Origin of the sequence: Novosphingobium huizhouense, assembly GCF_020179475.1 — a bacterium.
In the GTDB taxonomy this organism is placed as follows: Bacteria; Pseudomonadota; Alphaproteobacteria; order Sphingomonadales; family Sphingomonadaceae; genus Novosphingobium; species Novosphingobium huizhouense.
In genome coordinates this window covers 132,286-158,878 of record NZ_JAILXZ010000003.1, presented here as the reverse complement: position 1 = coordinate 158,878, position 26,593 = coordinate 132,286, and the positions used below count along the sequence as shown (strand labels likewise).

Annotated in this window: 25 protein-coding genes and 1 pseudogene; 9 read left to right on the top strand and 17 right to left on the bottom strand. The window is 68.9% G+C overall.

Annotated features, from left to right (window positions below):
• Positions 1–34: 34 nt before the first annotated feature.
• Complete coding sequence (locus K3A85_RS12700; RefSeq protein ID WP_225206894.1) at positions 35–2,707, bottom strand: EAL domain-containing protein; 2,673 nt, start codon at positions 2,705–2,707, stop codon at positions 35–37.
• Between the two features lie 137 nt (positions 2,708–2,844).
• Between K3A85_RS12700 and K3A85_RS12695 the strand changes: the two genes are divergently transcribed.
• The 3 genes from K3A85_RS12695 to K3A85_RS12685 all read left to right on the top strand — a co-directional run bounded on the left by K3A85_RS12695 (position 2,845) and on the right by K3A85_RS12685 (position 6,159).
• Complete coding sequence (locus K3A85_RS12695) at positions 2,845–3,702, top strand: alpha/beta fold hydrolase (protein WP_225206893.1); 858 nt, start codon at positions 2,845–2,847, stop codon at positions 3,700–3,702.
• A gap of 76 nt (positions 3,703–3,778) precedes the next feature.
• Entirely contained in the window at positions 3,779–5,077 is a 1,299-nt protein-coding gene (locus K3A85_RS12690; RefSeq protein WP_225206892.1) for an FAD-dependent oxidoreductase, read from the top strand.
• Positions 5,078–5,142: 65 nt separating this feature from the next.
• Positions 5,143–6,159, top strand: coding sequence for a zinc-dependent alcohol dehydrogenase family protein (locus tag K3A85_RS12685; RefSeq protein ID WP_263624850.1), 1,017 nt, complete (start codon positions 5,143–5,145; stop codon positions 6,157–6,159).
• Between the two features lie 26 nt (positions 6,160–6,185).
• Here K3A85_RS12685 and K3A85_RS12680 read toward each other — a convergent pair whose 3' ends face one another.
• From K3A85_RS12680 to K3A85_RS12650, 7 genes are all read right to left on the bottom strand, one after another.
• Positions 6,186–7,616 carry a globin-coupled sensor protein gene (locus K3A85_RS12680; RefSeq protein WP_225206891.1) on the bottom strand — a complete coding sequence of 477 codons (1,431 nt, stop codon included), beginning with the start codon at positions 7,614–7,616 and terminating at the stop codon, positions 6,186–6,188.
• Between the two features lie 124 nt (positions 7,617–7,740).
• Complete coding sequence (dnaN, locus tag K3A85_RS12675) at positions 7,741–8,859, bottom strand: DNA polymerase III subunit beta (protein WP_225206890.1); 1,119 nt, start codon at positions 8,857–8,859, stop codon at positions 7,741–7,743.
• Between the two features lie 208 nt (positions 8,860–9,067).
• Positions 9,068–9,598: a hypothetical protein gene (locus tag K3A85_RS12670; protein ID WP_225206889.1), complete on the bottom strand. Its 531-nt coding sequence runs from the start codon at positions 9,596–9,598 to the stop codon at positions 9,068–9,070.
• A complete protein-coding gene (gene fabG / locus K3A85_RS12665) occupies positions 9,595–10,347 on the bottom strand; it encodes a 3-oxoacyl-[acyl-carrier-protein] reductase (RefSeq protein ID WP_225207349.1) in 753 nt (250 codons plus the stop codon). Before fabG ends, K3A85_RS12670 begins: the two co-directional genes overlap by 4 nt.
• Positions 10,348–10,408: 61 nt before the next feature.
• Positions 10,409–10,798 (bottom strand): GxxExxY protein, encoded by a 390-nt coding sequence (locus tag K3A85_RS12660; protein ID WP_225206888.1) that lies wholly within the window; start codon positions 10,796–10,798, stop codon positions 10,409–10,411.
• Positions 10,799–10,843: 45 nt separating this feature from the next.
• The gene (fabD, locus tag K3A85_RS12655; protein ID WP_225206887.1) at positions 10,844–11,779 is read right to left on the bottom strand and encodes an ACP S-malonyltransferase; all 936 of its coding nucleotides are present in this window, start codon (positions 11,777–11,779) and stop codon (positions 10,844–10,846) included.
• A gap of 37 nt (positions 11,780–11,816) precedes the next feature.
• A complete protein-coding gene (locus tag K3A85_RS12650; protein ID WP_225206886.1) occupies positions 11,817–12,638 on the bottom strand; it encodes an LD-carboxypeptidase in 822 nt (273 codons plus the stop codon).
• 103 nt (positions 12,639–12,741) lie between these two features.
• On the opposite strand from K3A85_RS12650, the gene K3A85_RS12645 reads away from it, so the two are divergent.
• Entirely contained in the window at positions 12,742–14,160 is a 1,419-nt protein-coding gene (locus tag K3A85_RS12645; protein ID WP_225206885.1) for a glutamate ligase domain-containing protein, read from the top strand.
• Between the two features lie 193 nt (positions 14,161–14,353).
• On the opposite strand, the gene K3A85_RS12640 is transcribed toward K3A85_RS12645, so the two are convergent.
• Complete coding sequence (locus K3A85_RS12640; protein ID WP_225206884.1) at positions 14,354–14,893, bottom strand: GNAT family N-acetyltransferase; 540 nt, start codon at positions 14,891–14,893, stop codon at positions 14,354–14,356.
• Between the two features lie 306 nt (positions 14,894–15,199).
• On the opposite strand from K3A85_RS12640, the gene rpsA reads away from it, so the two are divergent.
• The 5 genes and pseudogenes from rpsA to K3A85_RS12615 all read left to right on the top strand — a co-directional run bounded on the left by rpsA (position 15,200) and on the right by K3A85_RS12615 (position 19,846).
• The gene (gene rpsA, locus K3A85_RS12635) at positions 15,200–16,906 is read left to right on the top strand and encodes a 30S ribosomal protein S1 (RefSeq protein ID WP_225206883.1); all 1,707 of its coding nucleotides are present in this window, start codon (positions 15,200–15,202) and stop codon (positions 16,904–16,906) included.
• A 225-nt stretch (positions 16,907–17,131) separates the two neighbouring features.
• Complete coding sequence (locus K3A85_RS12630) at positions 17,132–17,530, top strand: GFA family protein (RefSeq protein ID WP_225206882.1); 399 nt, start codon at positions 17,132–17,134, stop codon at positions 17,528–17,530.
• An 8-nt stretch (positions 17,531–17,538) separates the two neighbouring features.
• On the top strand, positions 17,539–18,303 hold the full coding sequence (gene gloB, locus K3A85_RS12625; protein ID WP_225207348.1) for a hydroxyacylglutathione hydrolase: 765 nt from the start codon (positions 17,539–17,541) through the stop codon (positions 18,301–18,303).
• A gap of 33 nt (positions 18,304–18,336) precedes the next feature.
• Positions 18,337–19,362: a LacI family DNA-binding transcriptional regulator gene (locus tag K3A85_RS12620; RefSeq protein WP_225206881.1), complete on the top strand. Its 1,026-nt coding sequence runs from the start codon at positions 18,337–18,339 to the stop codon at positions 19,360–19,362.
• A gap of 1 nt (position 19,363) precedes the next feature.
• A pseudogene (locus tag K3A85_RS12615) lies at positions 19,364–19,846 on the top strand (N-acetyltransferase family protein).
• Positions 19,847–19,910: 64 nt separating this feature from the next.
• Here the strand turns inward: K3A85_RS12615 and K3A85_RS12610 are convergent.
• From K3A85_RS12610 to K3A85_RS12575, 8 genes are all read right to left on the bottom strand, one after another.
• Complete coding sequence (locus tag K3A85_RS12610) at positions 19,911–20,462, bottom strand: F0F1 ATP synthase subunit B family protein (protein WP_225206880.1); 552 nt, start codon at positions 20,460–20,462, stop codon at positions 19,911–19,913.
• Entirely contained in the window at positions 20,455–20,949 is a 495-nt protein-coding gene (locus K3A85_RS12605; protein WP_225206879.1) for a F0F1 ATP synthase subunit B family protein, read from the bottom strand. The genes K3A85_RS12610 and K3A85_RS12605 overlap by 8 nt, the downstream gene beginning before the upstream one ends.
• Positions 20,950–21,033: 84 nt before the next feature.
• Positions 21,034–21,261 carry a F0F1 ATP synthase subunit C gene (locus K3A85_RS12600; RefSeq protein WP_022677864.1) on the bottom strand — a complete coding sequence of 76 codons (228 nt, stop codon included), beginning with the start codon at positions 21,259–21,261 and terminating at the stop codon, positions 21,034–21,036.
• A gap of 47 nt (positions 21,262–21,308) precedes the next feature.
• Positions 21,309–22,091 carry a F0F1 ATP synthase subunit A gene (locus K3A85_RS12595; protein WP_225206878.1) on the bottom strand — a complete coding sequence of 261 codons (783 nt, stop codon included), beginning with the start codon at positions 22,089–22,091 and terminating at the stop codon, positions 21,309–21,311.
• A gap of 40 nt (positions 22,092–22,131) precedes the next feature.
• Complete coding sequence (locus K3A85_RS12590; protein WP_225206877.1) at positions 22,132–22,452, bottom strand: AtpZ/AtpI family protein; 321 nt, start codon at positions 22,450–22,452, stop codon at positions 22,132–22,134.
• 209 nt (positions 22,453–22,661) lie between these two features.
• Positions 22,662–23,045 carry a YdbL family protein gene (locus tag K3A85_RS12585; protein WP_225206876.1) on the bottom strand — a complete coding sequence of 128 codons (384 nt, stop codon included), beginning with the start codon at positions 23,043–23,045 and terminating at the stop codon, positions 22,662–22,664.
• 2 nt (positions 23,046–23,047) lie between these two features.
• A complete protein-coding gene (locus K3A85_RS12580) occupies positions 23,048–23,203 on the bottom strand; it encodes a YnbE family lipoprotein (RefSeq protein WP_225206875.1) in 156 nt (51 codons plus the stop codon).
• A gap of 107 nt (positions 23,204–23,310) precedes the next feature.
• Entirely contained in the window at positions 23,311–26,517 is a 3,207-nt protein-coding gene (locus tag K3A85_RS12575; RefSeq protein WP_225206874.1) for a YdbH domain-containing protein, read from the bottom strand.
• Between the last annotated feature and the right edge of the window lie 76 nt (positions 26,518–26,593).

Sequence of the window (26,593 nt, the reverse complement as noted above, 5' to 3'; positions counted from 1 at the left end):
CATGCTGGCGAATCGCCGCCGGCGATTCAAGCGGTCAGCCGACCTTGCGCTGCGCCATTTCGAGCGCGGGATTGCGCAGCGTGACCGCGGCGATGCGGCCTTCCTCGTCGAGTTCGAGCGGCATCGAAAACTCGACGCCGAGGCGGTCGTCGTTCGACCAGCGGCATGTGGCGGTGACGGGATAGCTTTCCGACAGCAGCACGCGGAAGATCGTGCCGGGCGGCACGTTCCACAGCCCTTCGATCAGCGCGCCGGTGCGGCTGATGTTGCGGATCGTGCCGTGATAGCGGTGCCCGGCATGGTCGAGCACGACCTTGCGCAGCATCGTCTGGCGGCTGGCGCGCGCCGAGCGCGGCCCTTGCGCGATCGCGACGAGGCCCGAGGACAGGCGCGCGGCGGCGGATTCCGCCGAGAGCGGGCGTTCGTAGATATAGCCCTGGACATGGCTGCAACCAAGCACGCGGATGAGGTCGAGCTCGTCGAGCGTCTCGACCCCTTCGGCGGTGGTCTCCATTCCCAGCGCCTCGGCCAGGCTGACGATCGAGGCGATGATCGCACCGTTGCGGCTGCCCGGCTGGGTCGCGCCGCGCACGAACGACTGGTCGATCTTGATCTTGTCGAACGGCGCCTTCTTCAGATAGCCGAGCGAGGAATAGCCGGTGCCGAAATCGTCGAGCGCGAGCCGCACGCCGACCGACTTGAGCGCCCGGAACATCGCCTCGGTGTCCGAATCGTCGTTGAGGAACACGCTTTCGGTAATCTCGAGCTCGAGCCGCTGCGGATCGACCTGTGCGTGCGCCAGCGCGCTGGTGACGATCGACGGCAGCGACGGGTTCGAGAACTGCAGCGGCGAGACGTTGACCGCGACGCGCACGTTGGCCGGCCACTTCGACAGGTCCTGGCACGCGGTGCGCAGCGCCCATTCGCCGATCGTGGTGATCAGCCCGGTATCCTCGGCGATCGGGATGAACTTGGCCGGGGAGATGTAGCCCTGCTCGGGGTGGTGCCAGCGCAGCAGCGCCTCGAACCCGGTGATCCGCTCGGTCGCGGTCTGGACGACGGGCTGGTAGTAGAGCTCGAGCCCGCCGTGGGCGACGGCATCACGCAGGTCTTCCTCGAGCTGGCGGCGCTCCTCGGCATCGCTGTGCAGGTCGGGCGCGTAGAAGTGGTAACGCCCGCGCCCGCCGTCCTTGGCGGCATAGAGCGCAAGATCGGCATTGCGGATCAGCGCCTCGCTGGTCACGCCGTCGTCGGGGGCGAGCGCGATGCCGACCGAGGCCCCGATCATCACCCGGCTGCCGTCGATCGAATAGGGCTGCGACAGCGTCTCGATCACCTGGCCAGCCAGCGCCGCGAGCCTCTCGCGCTCGACCTTGCCGGGCAGGATCACCTCGAACTCGTCGCCGCCGAGGCGACCGACCCGGCCGTTGTTGCCGACCACCCGCTCGAGCCGCTGCGCCACCTGCTTGAGCAGCGCATCGCCCGCGGGATGGCCGAGCGTATCGTTGACCTGCTTGAAGCGGTCGAGATCGAGCAGCATCACCGAACAGGTGCGATGGCTGAGCTGGGGCGCGTTGAGGATCTTCTCGAGCGACTGCGACATGCGGAAGCGGTTCGACAGCCCGGTGAGCGAATCGAAGTGCGCCAGCCGGCTGGCGTGCTCCTGCGAGCGGCGCTTTTCGGTGAGATCGGTGCCCGAGCCGCGGAAACCCTGGAAGTTGTTGAACAGGTCGTAGGTCGGCCGGCCGGTGATCGACCACCAGCGCTCCTCTCCACTGGTTGCGGCGCGCACCGCGAGGTCGGAGAAGCTCGACCGCGCCGAAAGGTGGAAGGCGAGCGTCCGCTCGCCCTCGCCCGACTGGTCGGCGAGGTTGAACAAGTCGGAGAAGGGACGGCCGACCAGGTCCTCGACCGCACGCCCCAGAGTCTCGGCGACCGGCGGCGAGAGATAGGTGAGCTGGCCGCGGCGGTCGGTCTCCCAGAACCAGCCCTGCCCGGTCTCCTCGTAATCGGCGAGGATTTCCTGCGCGCGGGTCTGGACGCGCGCCTCTTCCTGCGCGCGCTCCTGCGCCCTGAAGTCGATCTCGCGCTGGCGCACGTAGGCGACCGCGGCGATCGCGCCGCCGAGCACCAGCACCACCGCCCCGCCCTGCGGGCTGACCACGCAAGTCACCCCCGCCCACAGCGCGACCTGCGCCGCGAGCATCGCCGCAAGCCGGCCCGACTGGGTGACCGTCGCGAACAGCGATATGGTTACCAGAAGCGCCAGCGACTGGGTCCAGGGCACGTGCCCGGACTGGGCCCACAGCCCGACCGCCGCGCCATACACGAACATCGGCAAGGCGACGACGAGCGCGAGCAGGCCGGCGCGCAGCCCGGTGGTGAGCCGCGCCTCGCGCTCGACCCGGATGGCGAAGCGCGCGCCGACCACGAGCACCGCCGCGACCAGCGCCATCACCGGCGCGGTCCACGAGGTAAACGCCGCGTTGACGACCAGCAGCCCTGCAATCCCGCCGGCCATCGGCAGGCCCATGTTCGGCCATTCCTGCCCGACGATCTGCTGGTTGCGCCGATCCCCGAACAGGAACGCGGCCCCCGGCGGGGTCGTCGCCGACCGGTCGCGCCGCCTCTGCGTGCGGGCGAAATCGCGGCCGGACAAGGGCTTGGCGGGTGGTTCGGCCAGGGTCGTCGCCAATTCTTCGGACATGACTGACCAATTGCCGGGTTTGCTTTGAAAAAAGGTTAAGTGCACACGCTTCGCCCCTCGCGGATCGCGCGACTTTTGCCGATGGAGCGAAGCTGCTAGGCCGCTGCGCGACGCAACTTTTGAGGCGCGAGGAACGATTGGCTTCGACGGCATCCTATTCCCTGATCGGCGTGGCCGGGCGGCGGCTGCGGGTCGGCCAGTGGGACATCGGGCGCGGCCCCGCCGGATCGGGGCGCGCGGCCTCGGGCCATGGCCGTCCCGGCGAGCCGCACCCGCTGGTCGTGCTCAACGGCATCGGCATGAACATCGAGCTGCTCGAACCGATCGCGCAGGCCGTCACCGACCGGCGGATCATCGCGCTCGACATGCCCGGCATCGGCGGCTCGCCCGACCCGGTGTTTCCCTATACCATCCCGTGCATGGCGCTGGCGCTGGCCGCGCTGCTCGACCGCCTGCGGATCGAGCGGATCGACCTGCTCGGAATCTCTTGGGGCGGCGCGGTGGCGCAGCAGTTCGCCTTCCAGCATCGCGCCCGGCTCGGCAAGCTGGTGCTGGCGGCGACGGCCAGCGGCGGGGCGACGATGGTCCCGGGCAACGTCGCGCTGCTCGGCAAGATGGCCGACCCGCGCGAATACACCGTGGAAAAGACGCTGCGGCGCAACCTCGCGATGCTTTACAACGGCGGCGGCTCGGGCCGGGTCTCGCTCAACGCCGCGCGCGCGCCCTCGCCCACCGGCTGGGCCTGCCAGCTCGCCGCCTTCGCCGCCTGGTCGAGCGTGCCGTTCCTGCCGCTGATCGGCGTGCCGACGATGGTCATGGCCGACGAGGAGGACCAGCTGATCCCGCCGGTCAATTCGCACTTCCTGCACAATGCCATTCCCGGCAGCCGGCTCGAGATGTTCAGCGGCGGCGGCCATCTGTTCATGCTGTCGAAGGCCGAGGAGTTCGGCGAACGGCTCACCGGATTCCTCGACGAACCGCCTGGCCCGACCTGATTGCGCGCAACGCTTTCCTTTTGCCGCCGGTCCGTTAGCATCACCCGCAGAATCACAACGAAGCGCGGGAGAGCGCATGCGGCACATCGCGATCATCGGGTCCGGACCGGCCGGGTACTATACCGCCGAGGCGGCGCAGAAGCAGTGGGGCGATGACGTCCGCGTCGACATCTTCGACCGCCTGCCCGTTCCCTACGGCCTGATCCGCACCGGGGTCGCGCCCGATCACCAGTCGATCAAGGGCGTCTCGCGCCGCTACGAGCAGACCGCGCTGTCCGACAACGTCCGCTTCGTAGGCAACGTGACGATCGGCGAGGATGTCTCGATCGACGAATTGCGCGACCTCTACGACGCGGTCGTGCTCGCCACCGGCGCGCCGCGCGACCGCGGTCTCGACCTGCCGGGCGACCACCTGCGCGGGGTCTACGGCAGCGCCGCCTTCGTCGGCTGGTACAACGGCCACCCCGAATTCGCCGCGCTCGATCCCGACCTGTCGGGCGAGACCGCGGTGGTCATCGGCATGGGCAACGTCGCGCTCGACGTCGCGCGGATCCTGTCGAAGACGCGCGAGGAATTCGCCGGCAGCGACATCGTCGGCCACGCGCTCGATGCGCTCGCCGGCTCGAAGATCCGCCGCATCGTCGTGCTCGGCCGGCGCGGGCCGCACCAGATCATGATGACGCCCAAGGAACTGGGCGAACTCGGCCACCTTGCCCGGGCGACGCCGCGCGTCGATCCTGCCGACCTGCCCGACATTGCCGAGGACGCGCTGCTCGAGCCGGGCCTGCGCAAGTCGGTGACCCACCTGCGCAACTTTGCCGAGCACGGCGAAGACGCGCCCGCCGACATCGCGGTCGAGTTCGACTTCTTCGCCGCACCTCGCGGGCTGCTCGGGCAAGGCCGGGTCGAGGCGATCGAGGTCGAGCGCACGAGGATCGAGGCGGGCCGCGCTGTCGGCACCGGCGAATTCTACGAGATTCCGGCAAGCCTGGTGGTCGCCTGCATCGGCTATCGCACCGCGCCGATCCCGGGCGTGCCGTTCGACGAGCGGGCCGGTCGCTTCGCCAACGACGAAGGGCGCATCCTGCCCGGCCTCTACTGCGTCGGCTGGGCGCGGCGGGGTCCGTCGGGCACCATCGGCACCAACCGTCCAGACGGCTTCGCGGTGATCGAGAAGATTGCCGAGGACATGCCCGCCTTTGCGCACAATCAGGGCCGCGCCGGGTTCGACGCGCTGGCCGCGGCGCGCGGAATCGACGTTGTCACCTTCCGCGACTGGAAACGGATCGAGGAAGCCGAGGCCGCGCGCGCCCGCGAAGGCGCCCCGCGCGAAAAGTTCGTCGATGTCGCGGAGATGATCCGCGCGCGCGGCTAGCAGTTGACCGTTCCCCGGGACTCTGACTTAATCGGTTGACTAAGCGACGGCAGGGAGAGAACCGGATGACCATTCGCGCGATGCAGCTGGGCGCGCAGCCCGCGACGCTGGACAGCCTCAAGGCGGTGGAGCTAGGCGACCCTGGCGCCCCTGGCGCGGGCGAGATCCGCGTGCGCATCCACGCCTCCTCGTTGAATTTCCACGACTACGCGGTCGTCGCAGGGATGATCCCCGCGCCTGCCGAGCGCATCCCGATGTCCGACGGAGCGGGCGAAGTCGTCGCGGTCGGCGATGGCGTCGGCGAGTTCGCGGTGGGCGATCATGTCGTCTCGGTGTTCTTCCCGCTGTGGGACGATGGCACGCTCCACCAGCCGATGCAGTTCCGCGTGCCCGGCGACAGCACCGACGGCTACGCCCGCAGCGAGGTCGTCGTCCCGGCGCGCTGGTTCACCCGCGCACCCAAAGGGTTCAGCCACGCCGAGGCGGCGACGCTGACCTGCGCCGGCCTCACCGCCTGGCGCGCGCTGTTCGTCGATGGCGCCACCGGTCCTGGTTCGACCGTGCTGGTCCAGGGCACCGGCGGCGTCTCGATCTTCGCGCTGCAGTTCGCCAAGGCGGCCGGCGCGCGGGTCATCGCCACCAGTTCGTCGGACGGGAAGCTCGAGCGGCTGCGCGCGATGGGCGCGGACGAAGTGATCAATTATCGCCGGGTCGAAACCTGGGGCGTCAAGGCGGCGGAGCTGACCGGCGGGCGCGGCGTCGACACCGTGGTCGAGATCGGCGGCGCCGGCACGCTCGAACAGTCGATGGTGGCGACGCGGGTCGGCGGCCACATCGCGGTGATCGGCGTGCTGGCCGGGTTTGCCGGGCCGGTGAACACCGCGCTGCTGATGAACAAGAACCTGCGGGTCCAGGGCCTGACGGTGGGATCGCGGGCGAGCCAGCTCGACATGATCGCGGCGATCGAAGTCAACGGCATCCACCCGGTGATCGACCGCCACTTCGACCTCGAAGCGCTCGGCGATGCCTTCCGCCACCAGATCAGCGGCGCGCACTTCGGCAAGATCGTCGTGGATATCTGAACGCGCCGCGCGACGGCGCAAGGCCGTCAGGCGGCGCGGCGCATCCCGCGCGAGGGGCGGCCTTCGTTGCCGAGCTGGAAGCGGTCCACCAGCTCCGCCATGCGGTCGGCCTGCCCGGCGAGGTTGCGCGCCGCCGCCGTCGCCTGCTCGACCATCGCCGCATTCTGCTGCGTCATCGTGTCGAGCTCGCCCACCGTCTCGCGGATCTGGCCGATGTTGGTCGCCTGATCGCGCGCCGAGGCGGCGATGCTGCTCGCCAGCTCGGCGATCTCGCCGACCCGCCCGACGATGCGCGAGAAGGTCTCGCCGGTCTGGCCGACGATGGCGACGCCGCGGTCGACTTGCGCCGAGCTCGCGCCGATCAGGTTCTTGATGTCGAGTGCAGCGTCGGCCGATCGCTGCGCCAGCGCCCGCACTTCGTTGGCGACGACCGCGAAGCCGCGGCCGGCATCCCCGGCGCGCGCCGCTTCGACCCCGGCGTTGAGCGCGAGCAGATTGGTCTGGAAGGCGATCCCGTCGATCACCGCGATGATCTTGCCGATCTCCTGCGCCGACTGCTGGATGTCGGTCATCGCCTGGACCGCTTCGCCGACCACGGCGCCGCCGGTCTGCGCATCGGCATGGGTCTGGCGCACGGCATTGTGGAGATTGCCCGAATCGTCGGCGGTGGAACGCACGCTGGCAGCGAGCGCGGTCATCGCCGCCGAGGCTTCCTCGAGGCTCGCGGCCTGGTGCTCGGTGCGGCGCGCCATGTCGTCCGAGGCCTGGCGGATTTCCTTGGCGCCGGTATCGACCGCGCCCGAGGCCTGCGAAACCTCGGTCAGCGCCGCCGCGACCTTGCCGCGCATCATCTCGAAATCGGACTGGATCGAGGCGAACTCGGGCGGCAGCGTGTCGATCGGCGAATGGAAATCACCGTTGGTCATCCGCTGCAGCGCCGCGCCGAGATGGTCGATGACCGCGAGCCGCGCCTTCTCGGCGATCTCGAAATACGTCGACAGCGCGATGTTCATGTCGAGCTGGGCCATCTTGACCATCGTGCCCACCATGCGCGCCTTGCGCCGGGGCGAAAGCGTCGGCAAGGCGCCCGCCAGCCCCACGATCACTTCGTCGATCACGCTGGCATAGGCGCCGATGTACCAGTCGGGCGACAAGCCGATGCGGGCATGGACGCGCCCGATCGTGCGGGCGCTGTCGAGGTAGGTGGCATCGGGGCGACCCGAGAACATCTTCTGCCAGTGCAGCAGCTGCTTCTCGCGCGCATGGGCCATCGCCGCGCGCGAGCCGAAGAGCCCGGAGATTTCGGGCGAGACCGCAATGCGATCGTAGAGCCGCTCGAGCGCAGACGGCGCGAGCTTGGCCATCGCCGCCGCGATCGCCGGAAAACGCCCATAATCGGCGTCGGTCAGCGTGAAGAATTCGAGCGTTCGCGACAACGAGGGCGGAGACTGGGACATGACGGGACATCCAGGGTTGGTTGTCGCGTTATGTCAGACCATCCTCAAACAAGACTGCCCGGCTGCTAGGTACGAATACGTCTCCCCAAAGGCCGGCTTGCCGCCCCCCGGGCGAGCCTGGTCGTCAGACCCGCATCGGCATCAGCACGTAGAGCGCGGGCGCCTTGTCGTCCTTGCGGATCAGCGTCGGCGCGCCCGCATCGGCGAGGTGCAGTTCGACCGTATCGCCGTCGATCTGGCTGAGGATGTCCTTGAGGTAATTGGCGTTGAAGCCGATCTCGAACCCGTCGGCGCGATAATCGGCGGGCAGTTCCTCGGCGGCGGTGCCGTTGTCCGGGCTCGTCACCGACAGCGTCACGCGGTCGCTTTCGAGCGCCATCTTCACCGCGCGGGTCTTTTCGGTGGCGATCGTCGCCACGCGGTCCACGCCCTGGAAGAACGAGCGCGGATCGAGCTTGAGCAGCTTGTCGTTGCCGGTCGGGATCACGCGGTTGTAGTCGGGGAAGGTGCCGTCGATCAGCTTGCTGGTCAGCACCACGCCGTGCTCGCCGCCGAGGGTGAAGCGCACCTTGCTTGCCGACAGGTCGACCAGAACGGCCGTGTCGAGCACTTCTTCGAGCAGCTTGCGCAGCTCGCCGACGCATTTGCGCGGGACGATCACGTCGGGCATGCCCTCGGCGCCGTCGGGACGCGGCAGCGTATAGCGCGCAAGGCGATGCCCGTCGGTCGCCGCTGCCTTGAGCACGTCGTCGGCGACGTGAAAGAAGATGCCGTTGAGGTAGTAGCGCGTCTCTTCGGTGCTGATCGCGAAGCGGGTGCGGTCGATCAGTTCGGCCAGCGTGCGCGCCGGGATCTCGAAGCTCGTCGGCAGGTCGCCCTCGACGATCACCGGGAAGTCGTCGCGCGGCAGCGTCGGCAGCTGGAAGCGGCTGCGCCCGGCCTTGACCACCATGCGGTTGTCGGCGGTTTCGAGGCTCACCTGCGAACCGTCGGGCAGCTTGCGCGCGATGTCGAACAGAAGGTGCGCCGAAACGGTGATCGCGCCGGGGCCGTCGACGGTGACTGCCGGCATCGATTCGACGATCTGCAGGTCGAGGTCGGTCGCCATCAGCCGCACCGAATTGTCGGGCGCGGCCTCGATCAGCACGTTCGACAGGATCGGGATGGTGTTGCGCCGTTCGACCACCGATTGGACATGGGACAGGCAGCGCAGGAGCGTCGCGCGTTCGATCGTCGCCTTCATGTTCGTCTCTCGTCCCCCCAGTCGGCCGGTGCCACGCGGGCCTGATGCCACGGCGGCCCTGCCGGTCGGTGTCAGCTAAGGTTTCCAGCGGAATCGCCCGGAAACGCAGGTCAATTCGGACTACCTTCCTTAGCGCGCCGACAAGCGCGGGCAAGCGCCGCGCGCGCCCGATGGTGCGAAGCTGTGCATAAATTGCCGGAATCCCGCCTCAGTCGGTGCGGCGCAGGCCATCGAACATGGTCGCCGTCGCGGCGATCCACGCGGTGACCAGCCGCCAGCCATCGGCATCGATCGCCGCCGGATCGGTGCCCGCCTCGCGCAAGGCCGCCGTGATCCGGTTGAGATCGCCCTGGGTGACCTTCTCGGCAGGGTTGTTGGCCCGGCCCGGACCGATGTCGAGCGCCTCGTCGATCAGCGCGACCCGGATACCGATGGCCGCGAGCCGCGCGTCGAGCACGTCGCGCCCCATCCGCCCCAGCGTGTAGTCGAAGTAGGCGTCGGTCTGCTTGTCGTTCAGGAACTGGTCGCGCGCGCAGGATTCGACCACGGCGCGCAGCGCGTCGAGCGTCGGTTTGCCGCGCGCAGGGTCCTGCATCACGATCACGTCGGCGACTTGCGCGTCGAGCCCGGCAGGCGCGGCCTTGACCGCGCAGGCCAGCGCCTCGGGCGAGCGCGCCTGCGCCCCTTGTGCGCCGGCCAACAGCAGCGCCGGCGCGACAAGGAGCGCGCGCAGCGTCACGAAAGCATCGCCATGCCGCCGTTGACGTGCAACGTCTGCCCGGTGACGTAGCCCGCTTCCTTGCTGGCGAGGTAGGCCACGGCCGCGCCGATGTCACTGCCCTCGCCCATCCGGCCCATCGGGATGCGCGCGTTGAGCGCGTCCTTCTGCGCATCGGGCAGCACGTCGGTCATGGCGGTGCGGATGAACCCCGGCGCGACGCAGTTGACGGTGATGTTGCGGCTGGCGAGTTCCTGGCCCAGCGACTTGCTCATGCCGACGAGGCCGGCCTTGGCCGCGGCATAGTTGACCTGCCCCGGATTGCCGGTGGCGCCGACCACGCTCGTCACCGTGACGATGCGGCCGAAGCGCGCCTTCATCATCGGCTTGGTCGCCGCGCGCATCAGGCGGAACGCGGCCTCGAGGTTGACCTTGATCACCGCGTCCCATTCCTCGTCCTTCATGCGCATGGCGAGGTTGTCGCGCGTGATGCCGGCGTTGTTCACCAGGATGTCGATCTTGCCCAGTGTGTCGATCGCTGCGGGGACCAGGTGCTCGACCTGCTCGGTGTTCGAAAGGTCGCAGGTGATCTCGACATGATCGTGGCCGTAGGTGTCGTTCAGCTCCTCGCGAAAGGCGCGCAGCTTGGCCGGATTGGTCCCCGACAGCGCCAGCCGCGCCCCCTGCCGCGCCAGCGCATGGCTGATCGCCGAGCCGATGCCACCGGCCGCGCCGGTCACGAGGGCGGTCATGCCGCTAAGATCGAACAGGCGATTTTCCATGATGTTGCTCCATTTGTAGTTCGCGCAGAGGCCGCAGAGAGCGCAGAGACTACTGCTCCGGACGATAGTCGTTCACCAGCCGGCGGATACCTTCCTTCATCGTCAGACCGGAAAAATTCAAAAGCAGCCCAACGGGCTGCTTCATCAAGCGGAGATACGTCAAAAGCTGGCGCGCATGAACCTTGGTCAATTGATCCACCGCCTTGACCTCCAGGACGAGCGTGCCCTCCACCAAAATGTCGATGCGGAATGCGCCTTCTATCTGCATTCCATCGTACTGGATCGGAACCGAAACCTGCCGCGACACGTCCAACCCGCTTCTCGACAGCGCTGCCGCAAGCACCGTTTCGTAAACGCTTTCTAGCAGGCCAGGCCCAAGTTCGCGATGTATCTTGATAGCCTCGCGCACAACGACTGCGCTAAGGTCATCGATCCTCATGACGCCCCCTCTGCGCTCTCTGCGGCCTCTGCGCGAACCAAAAAATCAAATATCCTTCAGGATGGCTTCGATGTCGGCCATGCCGACGACGCTGGTAACCGAGACATCGGCCACGGTGCGGTTGATCATGGGCGAAAGGACCTTGCCGCCCAGTTCGATGAACTGTTCGACGCCGGCGTCCTTCATGGCGATCGCGCTTTCGCGCCAGCGCACGCGGCCGGTCACCTGCTCGACCAGCAGGCGCTTGACTTCGGCAGGGTCGGTGACGACCGCTGCAGTCACGTTGGCGAAGAGTGCCACCCGCAGCGCGGCCGGTGGCGTCTTTTCGAAGGCTTCGGCCATGGCATCGGCCGCCGGCTGCATCAGCGGGCAGTGGAACGGCGCGGAAACCGGCAGCAGCACGCCGCGCTTGATGCCGTGGTCCTTGACCAGTGCCACGGCGCGCTCGATCGCGCCCTTGTGGCCGGACAGCACGACCTGCGTCGGGTCGTTGTCGTTGGCGACGGTGCAGACTTCCCTTTCCGCCGCCGCTTCGGCCAGCGCCGAGGCCTTTTCGATATCGGCACCCAGCAGCGCCGCCATCGCGCCCACGCCCACCGGCACGGCCGCCTGCATCGACTGGCCGCGCAGCTTCAGCAACCGCGCGGTGTCGGCAAGGCTGAACGCGCCCGCGGCACAGAGCGCGGTATATTCGCCAAGGCTGTGGCCCGCGACGAAGTCCGCCTTGTCAGCGAGGGCAATGCCGCCTTCCTTTTCCAGCACGCGCAACACGGCGATGGCGTTGGCCATGATCGCGGGCTGAGCGTTCTCGGTCAGCGTCAGCGCGTCTTCCGGCCCTTCCTTCATGATCTGGAACAGCTTCTGGCCAAGCGCGTCGTCGACTTCCTCGAAGACTTCGCGCGCGGCGGCGCTCGCTTCGGCGAGTTCCAGCCCCATGCCGACCTTCTGGCTGCCCTGCCCCGGGAAAACGAAAGCTCTCATGTCCTCTACGCTCCTTTGGGCGCGCGCCCTATTGCCGTCACTCGCGCGGGGCAAGCCCGAACGGGACGATCTTGTTGTCGATATCGTGGCCGATGTCGGCCGAACCCAGGAAGGCGAGGCCGGCAGCGGCGCACCAGTGCCGCGCCATGGCGTCTGGCGCAAAGCCGAACGGCCGGTCGTTCTCGGGTACGTCGCTGACGCGGCCGAGGCGAAGCCCGGCAGCCCCGTGCGCGGCAAGGGCATGGCAGACGTGGAACAGCAGCCGGTCGACGGCATAGTCGTATTCGGCCACTTCCTCGACCAGCACCTCGTGGCCCGCAAGGTCGGGCATCAGCGGCGTGCCCAGCAGCATGGCCAGCGTCATCAGGTTGAACGCAACGCGGGGGCGCGCTGCCGCCGAGGGCTCGATCCCGTCGCGCGCGCCGCTCAGGAAGCCGAGCGTGCGCCGCACCGCCGCCTCGCCGCCGCTGCGCCGGATATCGGTCGGCATCGGCGCATGGACCTGCTGCCCCACCCCCGCGCCATAAAGCGCGCCGAGCAGCGTGCCGCCGTCCGAATAGCCGAGATAGAGCTTGTTGCGCGCACCCACGCCCGCCTGCGCCACGGCGCCGGCCGCGATCCGGTTTGCGCCATAACCGCCGCGCACGAACCACACCGCGTCGAACGCGGCATCGTTGGCGCAATCGAGGAAGGCCGCCAGCCGCACCGCGTCGCTCCCGGCAAAGTGGCCCTCCACCGCAAAGCACTGCTCGTGGAAATCGAGCGCAACCTGCGGGAACTCCGCCGCCGCCAGCGCGACCACGCGCGCCGCATCGTCACGGGTGAACGGGGTCGAGGGAGCGCAGATAGCGACACGCATCGCCCTGCCATAGCGACAACCCCGCGCCGGCGCAAAGCAATGGGCCGGCGTTCGGGGCACTGAGGCTGGACTGGCGCGCCGGTTGCTGTATCGCCCTGCCCCCATGACCTCTCCGACCGCCACCGACCTCACTTCGCGACCCTGGTTCTTCTGCGGCATCGGCGGATCGGGCATGCTGCCCCTCGCCCTGATCCTGCGCGGCCTCGGCGCGCAGGTCGCAGGCTCGGACCGCAGCCGCGACCAGGGCCGGAGCCCTGAAAAGTTCGCCTGGCTCGAAAGCCTCGGCTTCCAGCTCTTTCCGCAGGACGGCAGCGGCGTCACTTCGAGCGAACAGGTGCTGGTCGCCTCCGCCGCGGTCGAAGACACCGTGCCCGAAATGGTCCGCGCCCGCGAATTGGGCTGTCCGCGCATGAGCCGCGCCGAACTGCTCTCGCGCCTGTTCAACGCGAGCAGGACAGGCATCGCCGTCGGCGGCACCAGCGGCAAGTCGACCGTCACCGGCATGATCGGCTGGATCATGACCCTGGCCGGACAGGACCCGACGATCATGAACGGCGCGGTGATGAAGAACTTCCGCGCCCCTGATGCGCCCTTTGCCTCGGCCCGCGTGGGCAATGGCGACGTGTTCGTGTCCGAAGTCGACGAAAGCGACGGCTCGATCGCGCTCTACACGCCGACGATCGCGGTGCTCAACAACGTCAGCCTCGACCACAAAAGCCTCGAGGAATTGCGCGAACTGTTCGGCGATTTCCTCGCCCGCGCCGCGATCGCCGTGGTCAATGCCGACGACGCCGAAAGCCTCGCGCTGCTGCCCCGCGCCCGCACTTCGCTCACCTTTGGCGTTTCACCGCAAGCGCAGATCTCGATCGATCCCGACAGCGTGATCGAAGCTCCCACCGGCATAACCGCCGTGATCGTCGACCGCCGCGACGGCGCCGCCATCCCGCTCGCGCTGCAGGTCCCCGGCCGCCACAATCTCGCCAATGCGCTGGCCGCGCTCGCCGCCGCCAGCGCCGCCGGCCTGCCACTCGCGCAAGCTGCAAGCGCGCTCGAAACCTTCACCGGCCTCGCCCGCCGCTTCGACATTGTCGGCACCAGCCGATCGGGCGTCACCGTGATGGACGATTTCGGCCACAACCCCGACAAGGTCGCCGCCACCCTCGCCACGCTCAAGGCGCACCCCGGCCGCGTGATCGCCTTCTTCCAGCCCCACGGCTACGGCCCGCTGCGCCAGATGGGCGCCGAACTCGCCGAAGTCCTCGCCACGCGCCTCGGCAGCGAGGACCTCACCATCCTGTGCGACCCGGTCTACTTCGGCGGCACCGTCGACCGCTCGGTCGGCTCCGAACGCATCGTCGCGCTGATCGAGGCGCACGGCGGCCACGCCGAACACATCCCCGAGCGCGCCGACTGCGCCGACCGCATCGTCGCCCTCGCCCGCCCCGGCGACCGCATCGTCGTCATGGGCGCCCGCGACGACACCCTGTCGACCTTCGCCCAAGCCATCCTCGCGCGGGTCTAGGGCAAGGGCAACTTTCGCCAGCTTCCGTCATCCCAGCGAAAGCTGGGATCGCTGGCGGTCGAGCGGACCATCAACGTCACGGCAGCCTTTCGACGAACTCACTGCACTGCACGCAGAAACATTGACCGTTCCGTAAATCGATAGCGATGCCAGCTTTCGCTGGCATGACGGATGGACATCCGCCCATCCCCTCTCACCCGAACCGCTTCTCCAGCAGCACCAGGTGCGGGTCGCCGTCGAGCCCGTGCGCTGCAAAACCCTTCTCGCGCTCCAGTTCGATCGCGGCGTGGTTGTCGCGGTCCTCAATCGAGATCACGCGGGCAAGGCCGCGCTTGTCCGCCTCGGCCGCCAGCAGGTCGAGCATCGTCCAGCCCACGCCCCGGCCGCGATAGTCGCTGCGCACCGAGACGGCGATCTCGCCGGTGTCCATCCGCCCGTCGCAGGCGAGCATCGCCGATGCGACCACTTCGCCCGTCGCCGCATCGAACGCGACGAAGCTTTCGGTGCGCCAGTGGTCGACATGGGTCAGCGGCTGGAGCTGCTCGTGCTCGAGATGCTTGACCGCGGTGAGGAAGCGGAAGCGCCGGTCCTCGGCGCTCACCTTGTCGAAGAAATCGGCGAGCGCGCCCTCGTCCTCGGCATAGGCGGCGCGCACGGTCAGCACGGTGCCGTCGCGGGTGGTCATCTGGGTCATCGGGGCAAGCTCCGCAAGCGTGGTGGTGGTCAGCGTCATGGCGGGATCTCCGTCGATTTGGGGTGATGGAGACACGTTAGCGCCCGCAGCACGCGCGACCTTGATCCAGCGCAATCGCCCGCTTGCGAAAGACACGGTTTTGCTTGCGTTTCGCGCGCGCCTGACATAGGGGCCGCGGGTCCGCCGGACGGCTGCAGAGCCCTTCGCCCGGATGCCCGCCACGGCATGAGGCCCGGCGGGCGGATCGGCCCTTTTTGGCCCGCTTTCCCGCATGGTGCGGACGGCGGAGGAAAGACCGGCGGAGACAACCGCCTGGCCGGAATAACACGATACAGGAAGCATAGCATGGCTAGCACTCCCACGCGCGACGATTTCGCCGCGCTGCTCGACGAGACGCTGGGCGCCGCCGCCAATGGCGGGTTCGAAGGCCGCGTCGTCAAGGGCACCATCACCGCAATCGAAAACGACAAGGCCGTCATCGACGTCGGTCTCAAGAGCGAAGGCCGCGTGCCGCTGCGCGAATTCGCGATGGCCGGCCAGCCGCACGGCCTCTCGGTCGGCGACGAAGTCGAAGTCTACGTCGACCGCGTCGAGAACGCCGACGGCGAAGCGATGCTCAGCCGCGACCGCGCCCGCCGCGAAGCCGCCTGGGACAAGCTCGAGAACGAATTCGGCGAAGGCAAGCGCGTCGAAGGCGTGATCTTCGGCCGCGTCAAGGGTGGCTTCACCGTCGACCTCGACGGCGCCGTGGCCTTCCTCCCCGGCAGCCAAGTCGACATCCGCCCGGTCCGCGACGTGACCCCGCTGATGGACATGCCGCAGCCCTTCCAGATCCTCAAGATGGACCGCCGTCGCGGCAACATCGTCGTCTCGCGCCGTGCGGTGCTGGAAGAAACCCGCGCCGAACAGCGCTCGGGCCTGATCCAGAACCTCAAGGAAGGCCAGATCATAGACGGCGTCGTCAAGAACATCACCGACTACGGTGCGTTCGTCGACCTGGGCGGCATCGACGGCCTGCTCCATGTCACCGACATGAGCTACAAGCGCGTCAACCACCCGAGCGAAGTCATCGCCATCGGTGACACCGTGCGCGTCCAGATCGTCCGCATCAACCAGGACACGCAGCGCATCTCGCTGGGCATGAAGCAGCTCGAAAGCGATCCGTGGGATGGCGTTGCCGCCAAGTACCCGGTCGGCGCGAAGCTGCACGGCACCGTCACCAACATCACCGAATACGGCGCCTTCGTCGAGCTGGAGCCGGGCATCGAAGGCCTGGTCCACGTTTCGGAAATGTCCTGGACCAAGAAGAACGTCCACCCCGGCAAGATCGTCTCGACCAGTCAGGAAGTCGACGTCATGGTGCTGGAAGTCGACAGCGACAAGCGCCGCATCTCGCTCGGCCTCAAGCAGGCCCAGCAGAACCCGTGGGAAGCCTTCGCCGAAAAGCACCCGGTCGGTTCGACCGTGGAAGGCGAAGTCAAGAACGCGACCGAGTTCGGTCTGTTCATCGGCCTCGACGGCGACGTCGACGGCATGGTCCACATGTCGGACATCGCCTGGGGCATCTCGGGCGAAGACGCGCTGGCGCTTCACCGCAAGGGCGAGCAGGTCTCGGCCGTGGTGCTCGACGTCGATGTCGAGAAGGAGCGCATCTCGCTCGGCATGAAGCAGCTTGAAAAGGGCGCTCCGGCGGCCGGCGGCGTTTCGGCTTCGGGCGGCAGCAGCCTGCGCCGTGGCGAAGTCGTCACCGTCACCGTCCTCGAAGTCCGCGATGGCGGCCTCGAAGTCCAGGCGGGCGACGACGGCGCGACCGGCTTCATCAAGCGCAGCGACCTCGGCCGCGACCGCGACGAGCAGCGCCCCGACCGCTTCCAGGTCGGCCAGAAGCTCGACGCCATGGTCACCGGCTTCGACCGTTCCAAGAAGCCGAACTTCTCGGTCAAGGCCCGCCAGCTGGCCGAAGAGAAGGAAGCCGTGGAGCAGTACGGCTCGTCGGATGCCGGCGCTTCGCTCGGCGACATCCTCGGCGCCGCGCTCAAGGCCCGTTCGTAAGCCGAGCGCAGGTGAGCAGGCGACGTTTGCAACGCATACGGCAGCCTGCCCACCGCCCGGCGCGAAGGCCGGCCAGCGGCCCGCAGGGCCGACTGACGTCACGGGATTTACTCCCGTGACGGGGCCGGAGGGCACAACGCCCGCCGCACGCACCAAAGCAAGGCCCGTCCGGAGCGATCCGGGCGGGCTTTTGCTTTCTCCGCGCCCGCGCGCTAGCCTGCCGCGATGCGCGCCACCTGCCAGTGCGGCCAGCTCGTTGCCGAGATCACGGGCGAAACCGACCAGATCGTCGCCTGCCACTGCCGCGCCTGCCAGAAGCGCAGCGGATCGCCGTTCGGCGTCCTCGCCTATTTCCCGGCTGGCGCCGTGACGCTTTCCGGAGAGGCGCGAGACTTCGCGCGCGCCGGCGCGAGCGGCGCCGCTTTCGTCAACCACTTCAGCCCCACCTGCGGCGCGACCGTCTGGTGCGACACGCCGTTCAAGCCCGATGCGATCGGCATTCCGGTCGGCGCCTTTGCCGATCCCGGCTATCCCGCGCCGGTGCGCTCGGTGTGGGAAGAGACCCGCCACGACTGGGTTGCCATTCCCGGCGCGATCCCCCACTTTCCGCGTGGCCGCAGTTGAGGGGTATGATGTCGCTCGAAGTCCACCAGTTCCCGTGCCTGTCCGACAACTACGGCTACCTGCTGCACGACCGCGACAGCGGCGCGACGGTGGCGATCGATACCCCCGATGCCGCGGCCTATCTCCGTGCGGCCGAGGCCAAGGGCTGGAAGATCACGCAGATCTGGAACACGCACTGGCACCCCGATCACGCTGGCGGCAACGAGGCGATCAAGGCCGCGACCGGCTGCACGATCGTCGCGCCTGCGGTCGATGCGCCACGCATCGCCGCCGTCGACCGCGCCGTCGCGCAGGGCGATCGGGTGCGGCTGGGCGCTTCCGAGGCCGAGGTGATCGACGTCGGCGGGCATACGCTGGGCCATGTCGCCTACCACCTTCCCCAAGCCGGCATCGCCTTCGTGGGCGATTCCCTTTTTGCTCTCGGCTGCGGGCGCATGTTCGAAGGCACGCCCGACCAGTTCTGGGCGAGCCTGCTGCGGCTCAAGGCGCTGCCGACCGCGACGACCATCTACTGCGCGCACGAATATACCGCCTCGAACGCGCGCTTTGCCGTCCATGCCGATCCCGACAACGGCGCGCTCGCCGCCTATGCCGCAGAGGTGGAGCAGCGGCGTGCAGCCGAACTGCCGACCGTGCCCACCACCCTCGATCGCGAACTTGCCACCAATCCCTTCCTTCGCGCCGACGATCCTGCCATGCAGGCGCGCTGGGGGGGCACGAATGCAGTGGAAACCTTTGCCGCGCTACGTGCCGCCAAGGATGCGTTCCGCTAGGCTCTGCGCGGACCTGAGGGGATCGACAAGCCGATGACCGAAAAGCGCCTGACCCGCGTTACCTCGTTCGACGTGGCCGAGGCGGCGGGCGTGAGCCAGTCGACCGTCAGCCGCGCGCTCGCGGGCGACACCTCGATCAGTGAGCCGACCCGCAAGCGGGTGATCGAGGCGGCGCAGAAGCTCAACTACCAGGTCGACGAGAACGCCGCCCGCCTGCGCCGGGGCAAGACCGGCACGCTCGCGCTGGTGATGATCTGCCGCCCGGGCCAGGACCGCAAGGACCTCAACCCGTTCTACTTCGCGCTGCTCGGCAGCACTTGCGCCGCCGCCTCGGCGCGCGGCTACGAAGTGCTCGTCGCCTTCCAGGACAGCCCGGAGAACTTCTGGGGTCATTACCAGGAGCGCCGCAAGGCCGACGGCATGATCGTCATCGGCACCAGCGAGAACACCGAGGCCTGGGACTACTTCGGCCGCCTGCCCGAAGGCACCAACTGGGTCTGCTGGGGCGCGCCGAACGACGATTTCCCCTGGATCCGCAGCGACAACGCCGCCGGCGCCGCGCTGGCGACGCGGCACATGCTGGTGCGCGGCTATCGCCGGATCGTCTGCCTGGGGTCCGAAACCTCGCCGCAGCGCCAGTTCAAGGAGCGCTTCGACGGCTATGCCGCGGCGATGCGCGAGGCAGGGCTCGAGCCCGTCCTGCAGAAGATCGAACGCGGCCTCCCGCGCGAGGAGCAGGGCCGCCTCGCCGCTGCCGCGCTGATCGACAGCGGCCGCCCGTTCGACGCCGTGTTCGGCGTCAGCGACGAGATCGCGCTGGGCGCGCTCAAGGAACTGACCCGGCGCGGGTACAAGGTGCCCGAAGACATCGGCGTGGTCGGCTTCGACGGCGTGCGCGCGGGCCAATGGTCGGTGCCGCCGCTGACCACCGTCGAATCCGATTTCGAGGTCGCCGGCTCGTTGCTGGTCGACCGGCTGATCGCAACGATCGGTGGCGACGCGCCCTCGCCGCGCCGGGCGCCGGTGCGCCTCGTCGTGCGTGGCTCGACCCGCGACTGAGGTGCGGATCCGCTCGGCGGTTGCGCGCGACGCCGATCGCATCTGGGCGATCCTCGAGCCGGTCATCCGCGCCGGCGAGACTTATGCGCTCGATCGCGCGATGCCCCGCGATGCGGCGCTCGCCACCTGGTTCGCGCCGGACAAGCAGACCTTCGTCGCGGAGGCCGAAGGCCTCGTCCTCGGCACCTACTACCTGCGCGCCAACCAGGCCGGCGGCGGCGCGCACGTTAGCAACTGTGGTTACATGACCGCGGCCGACGCCACCGGTCGCGGGGTGGCCCGCGCGATGTGCGCGGATTCGCTCGAACGGGCGCGTGCGGCCGGGTTCACCGCGATGTAGTTCAACTTCGTCGTCAGCAGCAATGTCCGCGCGCTCGCCCTGTGGCGCTCGTTCGGCTTCGTCGAGGTCGGGCGCCTGCCGCGCGCCTTCGACCATCCGGCGCTGGGGCCGGTCGACGCGCTGGTCCTGCACCGCTTCCTTTAGACAACAAAAAACCCCGCCGTTTCCGGCGGGGTTCTTGTCCGGGAAGGCGGGAAGCGCCTTGCGATCAGTGCGACAGCCCGGCGATCGCCCCGTCGACCAGCGCCTTGTCCGCGCTCGCGCCATGGTTGGTCGCGATGAGCTGGCTGGCGGCAGCCGCAGCGGCGCTGACCGCCCGGGCGCGCAGTTCGTCGACCGCCGCGCGTTCGGCCGCGCCGATCTTGTCCGCCGCCATCTTTTCGCGACGGGCGATCACGTCGGCGGTGTCCTGCGTCGCCTTGGCCACGATCAGGTCCGCTTCGTGGCGCGCATGCGCGAGCATGGCGACCGCGTCCTTCTCGGCATTGGCGATCCTGGTCGCATACTCCGCGCGGAGCTTCTCGGCTTCGGCGCGCAGCGCCTTGGCCTCGTCGAGCTGCTGGCGGATCGCGCCGATCTGCTTGTCGAGCCCGCCGACGATCGCTGCCGGCACCTTCTTGACCACGAGGATCAGGAGGAAAACCAGCATCGCCGCCGCAACCCACATGCCGGGGGTGAGGCCCAGTGCGGTGGGTTCGACTTCGTGCTCGCCGCCGTGCGGCTGTTCGACGGTAGCGGTGGTTGCGCCGGCTTCAGCCATGGGCGAGAACTCCCTTCACGGCGGCCTGCGCCTGTTCGGCCGGCACCGAGATGCCGGCAAGGCGGGCCACGATGTCCTGGGCCGCTTCGGCGGCGACGGCCTCGATCTCGCCGAGCGCTGCGGCGCGCGCAGCGCCGATCCGCGCTTCGGCGGCGGCGAGCGTTTCGTCCACCTTGGCGCCCGCCGCGGCGAGCGCCGCTTCGGTCGACTTGGCGGCATCGGCCTTGGCCTGGGCGATCAGCGCCTGGGCCTCGGCGCGCTGCTTGGCGGCCGTGACCTTCCATGCCTCTTCCTCGGCATCGGCGGCGGCCCGGGCGGCTTCGGCCGCGGCGAGGTCGTCGGCGATCTGCTTGTCGCGCAGGTCGACGGTCGAGGTCACCTTGGGCAGGAGCCCGAGGCCCACGACGAAGAAGACCAGGCCGAAGCACACCAGCAGCCAGAAGATCTGGCTCGAATAGGTGGTGGCAAGCTGTGCTATCTGAGGCATCGCGTTGGTCCGCGCTTCTTGCGGCCGGGATCAACGCGATCTGCGCGCCCCGGCCGTTGCATCAACAGTATTCGAAACGTTCGATCAGGCGACGAAGATCAGGATCATCGCGACGACGAACGAGAGCAGGCCGAGGAGTTCCGCGGCCGCGAAGCCGATGAACAGGCGGCCCTGCTGGCCGTCGGCAGCGCCGGGGTTGCGCAGCGCGCCTTCGAGGAACTTGGCGAAGACGTTGCCCACGCCGAGCGAGGCGAGACCCGCACCGATGGCGGCCAGACCAGCGCCGAGAAGCTTTGCGCTCTGTGCGTCCATGATAAAAACTCCCTCTTTCAAATCCGTAGTGGAAAGGTTGAAACTGTTCAGTGAAGGTTTTCGGCGTCGTTGAGATAGACGCAGGTAAGCAGGGCAAAGACGTAAGCCTGGATGCCCGCGACCAGCAGTTCGAGCGCGCAGATGCCGATCATCAGCAGGAAGCTGGGCAGCGCGGCGATGCCGAAGGTCAGCGCGCCGGCATTGGTGCCGGAGATGACGAAGCCCGACAGCACTTCGAGAAGGACGTGGCCGGCCATCATCGCGACGAACAGACGCAGGCCGAGCGAGAACGGACGCACCATGAACGAGATCAGCTCGATCGGGAAGATGATCGGGATCATCGGCAGCGGCGTGCCGTGGGGCACGAACAGCGAGAAGAAGTGCAGGCCGTGCTTGGCGAAGCCGACCGCGAGCACGATCGCGAAGCTCATCACCGCCAGCACGCCGGTCACGGTGAAGTGGCTGGTCGCGGTGAACGGGTGCAGGCCGACCAGCGCCAGCGGCAGTAGGCCGAGCAGGTTGGCAAAGAGGATGAACATGAACAGCGAGAAGATGTACGGCAGGTACTTGCGCCCGGCCGCGCCGATGTTCGACTGCAGCAGGTTGTCGACGAAGCCGGTAAAGCCTTCGACCGCCATCTGCCAGCGGCCCGGCACCACGGCGCGCTTGGCGCCGCCCGCCACGAACACGATCAGCACGACGGCGGTGATCGCCATCCACAGCGCCGAATTGGTGAACGCCACGTTGTAACCGGCGATGGACCAGTGATCGGTGCCGAACAGCGGCTCGATCGTGAACTGGTGAACCGGATCGACCTTGCCTTCGGCCACGCGCTTGTCCCCGTCAGACTCAAAACATCACCACGGCGCCCTATTCGGGCGGCCGGCTCGAAATCCTGATGATATTGCGGAAGGCAACTGCGACCCCCACGAACAGCATCACCAACAACCCCCAGGGCGACGTTCCGGCAAACTGGTCGATGACCCAGCCGATGAACGCACCCCCCACCATGCCGCCCACAAGTTCGGCCAGCACTCGGTTACCAAGGCGATAGTTCGCGTCGGACCCATCCGGTGCCGGCTTGTTGACCCGCTCTTCCTCGCGCTGGCGGGCGGCTTTCAGCCGCTCGTCGAGCGTGGAGATCCGCGGATCCTCGCCGATGGGCGCCACGTCGGATGTGTCGTCGGTCATGCTGCTCTCCCTAAAGTCGCGGTTTATCCCGACCTTGGAGCGCTGCGCAACCAACGGCTGTCCGCCGAGGGCGCCTGCCCCTTAGGCGGGGGGTTTGTTCAAGTCAACCGCTACAGGGCCGTCACGATCCGAAATGAAAGCCCCTTCCCGCGGGTGCAGGAAGGGGCGGAATCTCGTGGTTTGCTACGTATGCGCTGGGCGGCGCGGCTTCAGGGGCAACGCGCATCGCGCAAGGGCGGCGCGGCGGTGCGCGTCTGCCACGATCCGTCGGGCGCCTGGTACTTCTCGCCCGGCCTGGTCTGCGCGATCAGCAGGCAGCCGGACGTGAGCGCATACTCCTCGACGGTGGCGCTGTTGGCCTTGGCCTTGTCGGCGTAGACCGCCTTGCGCTTGATGTTGATGTCCTCGACCACCGCGCGCAACGCAGGGCTCGGCGGCACCACGTAGCCGAGGTAGCCGTCCATCTTCTCGCCCACCTGGCCGCCCGCGCGCGCCGCGGCATAGGCCGGGTCGCGCTGGGCGAAGGCGACGGCGGGCAGCACCAGCCCGGCGAGCGCCGCGGCTGCAACAATCCTGGTCCCGATGCGTGCCATGATCAGAAAATCCCCGCGTTCTTGTCGATCGTCTGCGCAGCGTCCGCCGCCAGCCGATAGACCACTTCCTGCTTGATGTTGATGTTGAGCTCGATGACGATCGGCTTGTCGGGCGCCTTCACCGAAATGCACCCCGCCAGCACCGCCGTCGCGCCCATCACTGGAAGGAGCCGCAGCGCGCGCCTTCCGCGTTTCGACCTGATCGCGCTGTCCCTCATCATCCGCAGGGTCGCAGGGTTCGCGTGACTGGTCAATTCGAGGCTCCTCATGGCATGGTTCCGCTTGCTGGAGGCTGAATGCCCCCCGCCGCGCCGGCACCCGGGCCGGCGGACAGGCGCGGCACCGCCCGGCCCTTGTCGTCGACGAGACCGAGCGTGCGCGGGTCCTTGACGAAGGCGGGGTCGTACATCGCCTTCACCGAGGTGATCAGCTGGTAGAACGGCGCGCGGATGTTGACGTTGAACTGGATCGGCAGGTTGGCGAGCTGCCGGGTGATGAAGTTGCGCTTGACCTTGGCCCCCTGCTTCACCCCGGCGAACTTGACGTTGGTCACGATCTCGCCCTCGAGATCGCCCTGCATGGCGATGGTCATCGCCCGGTAGTCGAGCGACTTGAGCTGGTCGAAGGCGTAGTTCGCCATCGGCGAAAGGTCCTTGTAGGTCAGCGCGCCGACATAGGAGACGTTGCCGCCCGGCGCGCGCGCGACCAGGGTTCCGCCTTCGATCCGCCCGCCGTTGGCGTCGAACAGCAGCGGCAGCCGCCCGTCGAAGATACCTGTCGCCGAAAGGTTGCCGATCTCGAGCCGCGCCAGGAACCGCGCCGCGTCGAGCCCGTCGACGACCAGCGTGTAATGCCGCGTCTCGGCAAGGCCCAGCCGCAGCTCGGTCGGCTCCATCGTCAGCGTGCCGCCGAGGAACGGCCAGCGCGCGTCGTTCAGCCGCAGCACCTGGTCGGGCAGCACCTGGATGTCGATCGTGCCGTCGTTGACCTCGATCCCGGGATTGACCGAGGCGACCTTGAGCACCTGGTGCGGCGCGGTGACCATGCCGAGCAGGTCGGTGAAGACGAGCTTGCCCGAAAGCCCCCGCACCGGCCCGAAGGCGGCGGCAAGGTCCATGCTGTCGGTGCCGAACGTGCCGCGACTGGTCACCCGCTGCCCGTTCCAGTCGATCCGGCCCTTGCCCGTGACGGCGCCCGAGACATTGGCGACCACGCCGAGCGCGAGGCGGGTCAGCTGGTCGGGCCGCAGCCGCGAATCGAACGCGAGTTGCCCGACGTCGAGGTCGGCGCGGCCGCTGGCGTCGGTCAGGTCGTGGCGCAGGCTCACCCGCACCACCTCGCGGTCGGTTTCCGGGTGGCGCAGCAGCGCCTCGGCGGTGATGCGGTTGTCGACCAGGCTCAGCGTCGCGCCCCGCGCGGTCAGTTTCTCGAAGCGCGGCGGCCCCTGCCGGTCGGAAAGGTCGAACGCCGCGTTCGACAGCGTCAGCGCGCCGTCGGCGAAACGCCAGTCGCCGCTTGCGCCGGTCACGTCGAGCGGCACCGCGGCGAGCCGCGCCTCGACCCCGGCGAACGTCCCGGCGGTCTCGCCGTCGAGCCGCGCGACGAGCTCCTCGAGCTTGAGCCGCGTCGCGGTCGCCTCCGGCCCCAGCGCGACGTCCACCTTGCGCGCGGTCACGACGCCCGGCCAGGAGAACCCGACCGGGCCGCTGCTCACCTGCACCGGCGTCTCGCCCAGCTTGCCGGCGAGCGACAGCGCGTCGGTCCCGCCGGCGATGCGCAGGCCGCCCGGCCCGTTGCGCACGATCGCCTGCCCGCCCACCGGGCAGACGACCAGGCTCTGCGCATCGAGCGCGACCGCGCCCAGTTCGAGCCGTTCGAAGCGCGGCGTCACGCAGCGCCGCCACAGCGCGAGGTCGCCCCGCGCGGAGTAAGCGCCGCTGAGCGGCAGTTCGAGCCCCTCGACCCGCCCGCCGGGGATCGCGCCCGATACCCGCGCCTGCCCCGAGAACCCGAGCGAGCCGTCGCCCACTTGCGCCACGGTCAGCGCAGGGATCGCGACCCGGCCCCCGCCTGCGCGATATTCGTCCATGCCCACGCGGAACACCGCGCGCCCGGGCAGCGACTGCTCGAGCCGGGCGCTCACCTGCGGCAGGCCGCGCCCGCCGGTGCGGAAGGCACCCGCCATCTGCGGCAGTCGCCCGCCTTTCGCTGCGAGCTGGAAGCGTGAAACGGTCAGCAAGGGCGCGCCGCTGCCGCCCTTCACCGCCGCCGCCGGGACGACGAGGCTCCAGCCCTCGTCCTGCCGCCGGAAGGCGACCTCGCCGCCGAGGCGGCTGCCGCGCTCCTCGCTCGCCAGCGCGCGGCGGACTTGCGCGACCATCGGCGCGAGCAGCGTGCCCGCAACCTTGTCCTGGGTCGACAGCAGCGCGCGGTCGAACACCGCGCCGCGGCGCAGCCCCTGCCCGTCGATCCCGCCACGAAACTCGACGGTCGAAAAGCCGTCGCGTGCGGCGACCCGGCCGTCGACGGTGAGGAGAGCAATGGTGGTCCCGCCCGCGTGGGCGCCCCCGGCATTGGCGGCGAGCCGCCCGCCGAGCCGCCCGTCGCGCCAGGTCAGCGCCGAATCGAGCGCGAGCGATTCGACCGCGAGCGTGCCCGAGGCGATGTCGCCGGTGCGCAGGCTGCTCTTCGAGACGAAGCCCTTGAAGTCGCGGTCGGATGTGACGTCGAGCGCGAGCACCGCATCGGCGATGCGCGCGCCCTGGCAATCGAGCCGCGCCACCTCGAGCGGCCCGGTCAGCCGCAGGCGCTCGCCGCTGGTGGCGATGCGCGCCGACAAGGTGGCGTCGCGCAAGCTGCAGCCCGTGCCGGCAAGGCGCGGCGCGGCGCCCGCCAGCGTCCCGGCAAAACCGTTGCGCAGCCGGCCCTTGCCGCGCCCGACAAAGGCGATCGGGCCCATCGCGCTGTCGATCAACGCGTGGCCGTCGACGATCTCGAGATCGAGCCGCGGCAGGCGGAACGGCTCGCCCGAAGGCTTTTCGGGATAGATCAGCCGGTCGAGCGCGCCGAACCGGACCGCACCATCGCGCAGCACGCCGTGCAGCCGCGGCCGGGTCAGCACGACCTTGCCGATCTCCGGCAGGCCCAGCCCGTAGACGACGCGGAACTCGGCCCGCTCGATGGTGAGGTCGGGATGCGCGGGATCGCCGATGACGATGTGCCTCAGCACCTCGACGCCGGGCGCGATCGTGTCGATCTCGTAGGCGGCGGGAAGGCCGAGCGCGGCGAGCTGGCGCTTGATCACCCGGTCGGCGATCTCTTCGCGCGCCAGCCAGAACCCGCCGATCGCCGCGACCAGCGCGGTCCCCGCCACCAGCGCGGCGGCGCGCGCACGGCGCGGCCGGCGCGGCGGCAGCCCTTCGCCGCCGTCGGTCGCCCCGCCATCTTCCGCCAAATCGGTCGCGTCCCCCATCGGCCCCTTCTTGCGCACTACCCCGGCATGGGCAATGCACGGTCGCGCAACGCGCAAAGCCCGGATTGGTGCCCAC

Bases quoted from the DNA above. Each gene is read 5' to 3' on its own strand.
- K3A85_RS12700 (WP_225206894.1), bottom strand. From the start codon at position 2,707: ATGTCCGAAGAATTGGCGACGACCCTGGCCGAACCACCCGCCAAGCCC.
- K3A85_RS12690 (WP_225206892.1), top strand. From the start codon at position 3,779: ATGCGGCACATCGCGATCATCGGGTCCGGACCGGCCGGGTACTATACC.
- K3A85_RS12685 (WP_263624850.1), top strand. From the start codon at position 5,143: ATGACCATTCGCGCGATGCAGCTGGGCGCGCAGCCCGCGACGCTGGAC.
- K3A85_RS12680 (WP_225206891.1), bottom strand. From the start codon at position 7,616: ATGTCCCAGTCTCCGCCCTCGTTGTCGCGAACGCTCGAATTCTTCACG.
- dnaN (WP_225206890.1), bottom strand. From the start codon at position 8,859: ATGAAGGCGACGATCGAACGCGCGACGCTCCTGCGCTGCCTGTCCCAT.
- K3A85_RS12660 (WP_225206888.1), bottom strand. From the start codon at position 10,798: ATGAGGATCGATGACCTTAGCGCAGTCGTTGTGCGCGAGGCTATCAAG.
- fabD (WP_225206887.1), bottom strand. From the start codon at position 11,779: ATGAGAGCTTTCGTTTTCCCGGGGCAGGGCAGCCAGAAGGTCGGCATG.
- K3A85_RS12650 (WP_225206886.1), bottom strand. From the start codon at position 12,638: ATGCGTGTCGCTATCTGCGCTCCCTCGACCCCGTTCACCCGTGACGAT.
- K3A85_RS12645 (WP_225206885.1), top strand. From the start codon at position 12,742: ATGACCTCTCCGACCGCCACCGACCTCACTTCGCGACCCTGGTTCTTC.
- K3A85_RS12640 (WP_225206884.1), bottom strand. From the start codon at position 14,893: ATGACGCTGACCACCACCACGCTTGCGGAGCTTGCCCCGATGACCCAG.
- rpsA (WP_225206883.1), top strand. From the start codon at position 15,200: ATGGCTAGCACTCCCACGCGCGACGATTTCGCCGCGCTGCTCGACGAG.
- K3A85_RS12630 (WP_225206882.1), top strand. From the start codon at position 17,132: ATGCGCGCCACCTGCCAGTGCGGCCAGCTCGTTGCCGAGATCACGGGC.
- gloB (WP_225207348.1), top strand. From the start codon at position 17,539: ATGTCGCTCGAAGTCCACCAGTTCCCGTGCCTGTCCGACAACTACGGC.
- K3A85_RS12620 (WP_225206881.1), top strand. From the start codon at position 18,337: ATGACCGAAAAGCGCCTGACCCGCGTTACCTCGTTCGACGTGGCCGAG.
- K3A85_RS12610 (WP_225206880.1), bottom strand. From the start codon at position 20,462: ATGGCTGAAGCCGGCGCAACCACCGCTACCGTCGAACAGCCGCACGGC.
- K3A85_RS12605 (WP_225206879.1), bottom strand. From the start codon at position 20,949: ATGCCTCAGATAGCACAGCTTGCCACCACCTATTCGAGCCAGATCTTC.
- K3A85_RS12600 (WP_022677864.1), bottom strand. From the start codon at position 21,261: ATGGACGCACAGAGCGCAAAGCTTCTCGGCGCTGGTCTGGCCGCCATC.
- K3A85_RS12590 (WP_225206877.1), bottom strand. From the start codon at position 22,452: ATGACCGACGACACATCCGACGTGGCGCCCATCGGCGAGGATCCGCGG.
- K3A85_RS12585 (WP_225206876.1), bottom strand. From the start codon at position 23,045: ATGGCACGCATCGGGACCAGGATTGTTGCAGCCGCGGCGCTCGCCGGG.
- K3A85_RS12580 (WP_225206875.1), bottom strand. From the start codon at position 23,203: ATGGGCGCGACGGCGGTGCTGGCGGGGTGCATTTCGGTGAAGGCGCCC.
- K3A85_RS12575 (WP_225206874.1), bottom strand. From the start codon at position 26,517: ATGGGGGACGCGACCGATTTGGCGGAAGATGGCGGGGCGACCGACGGC.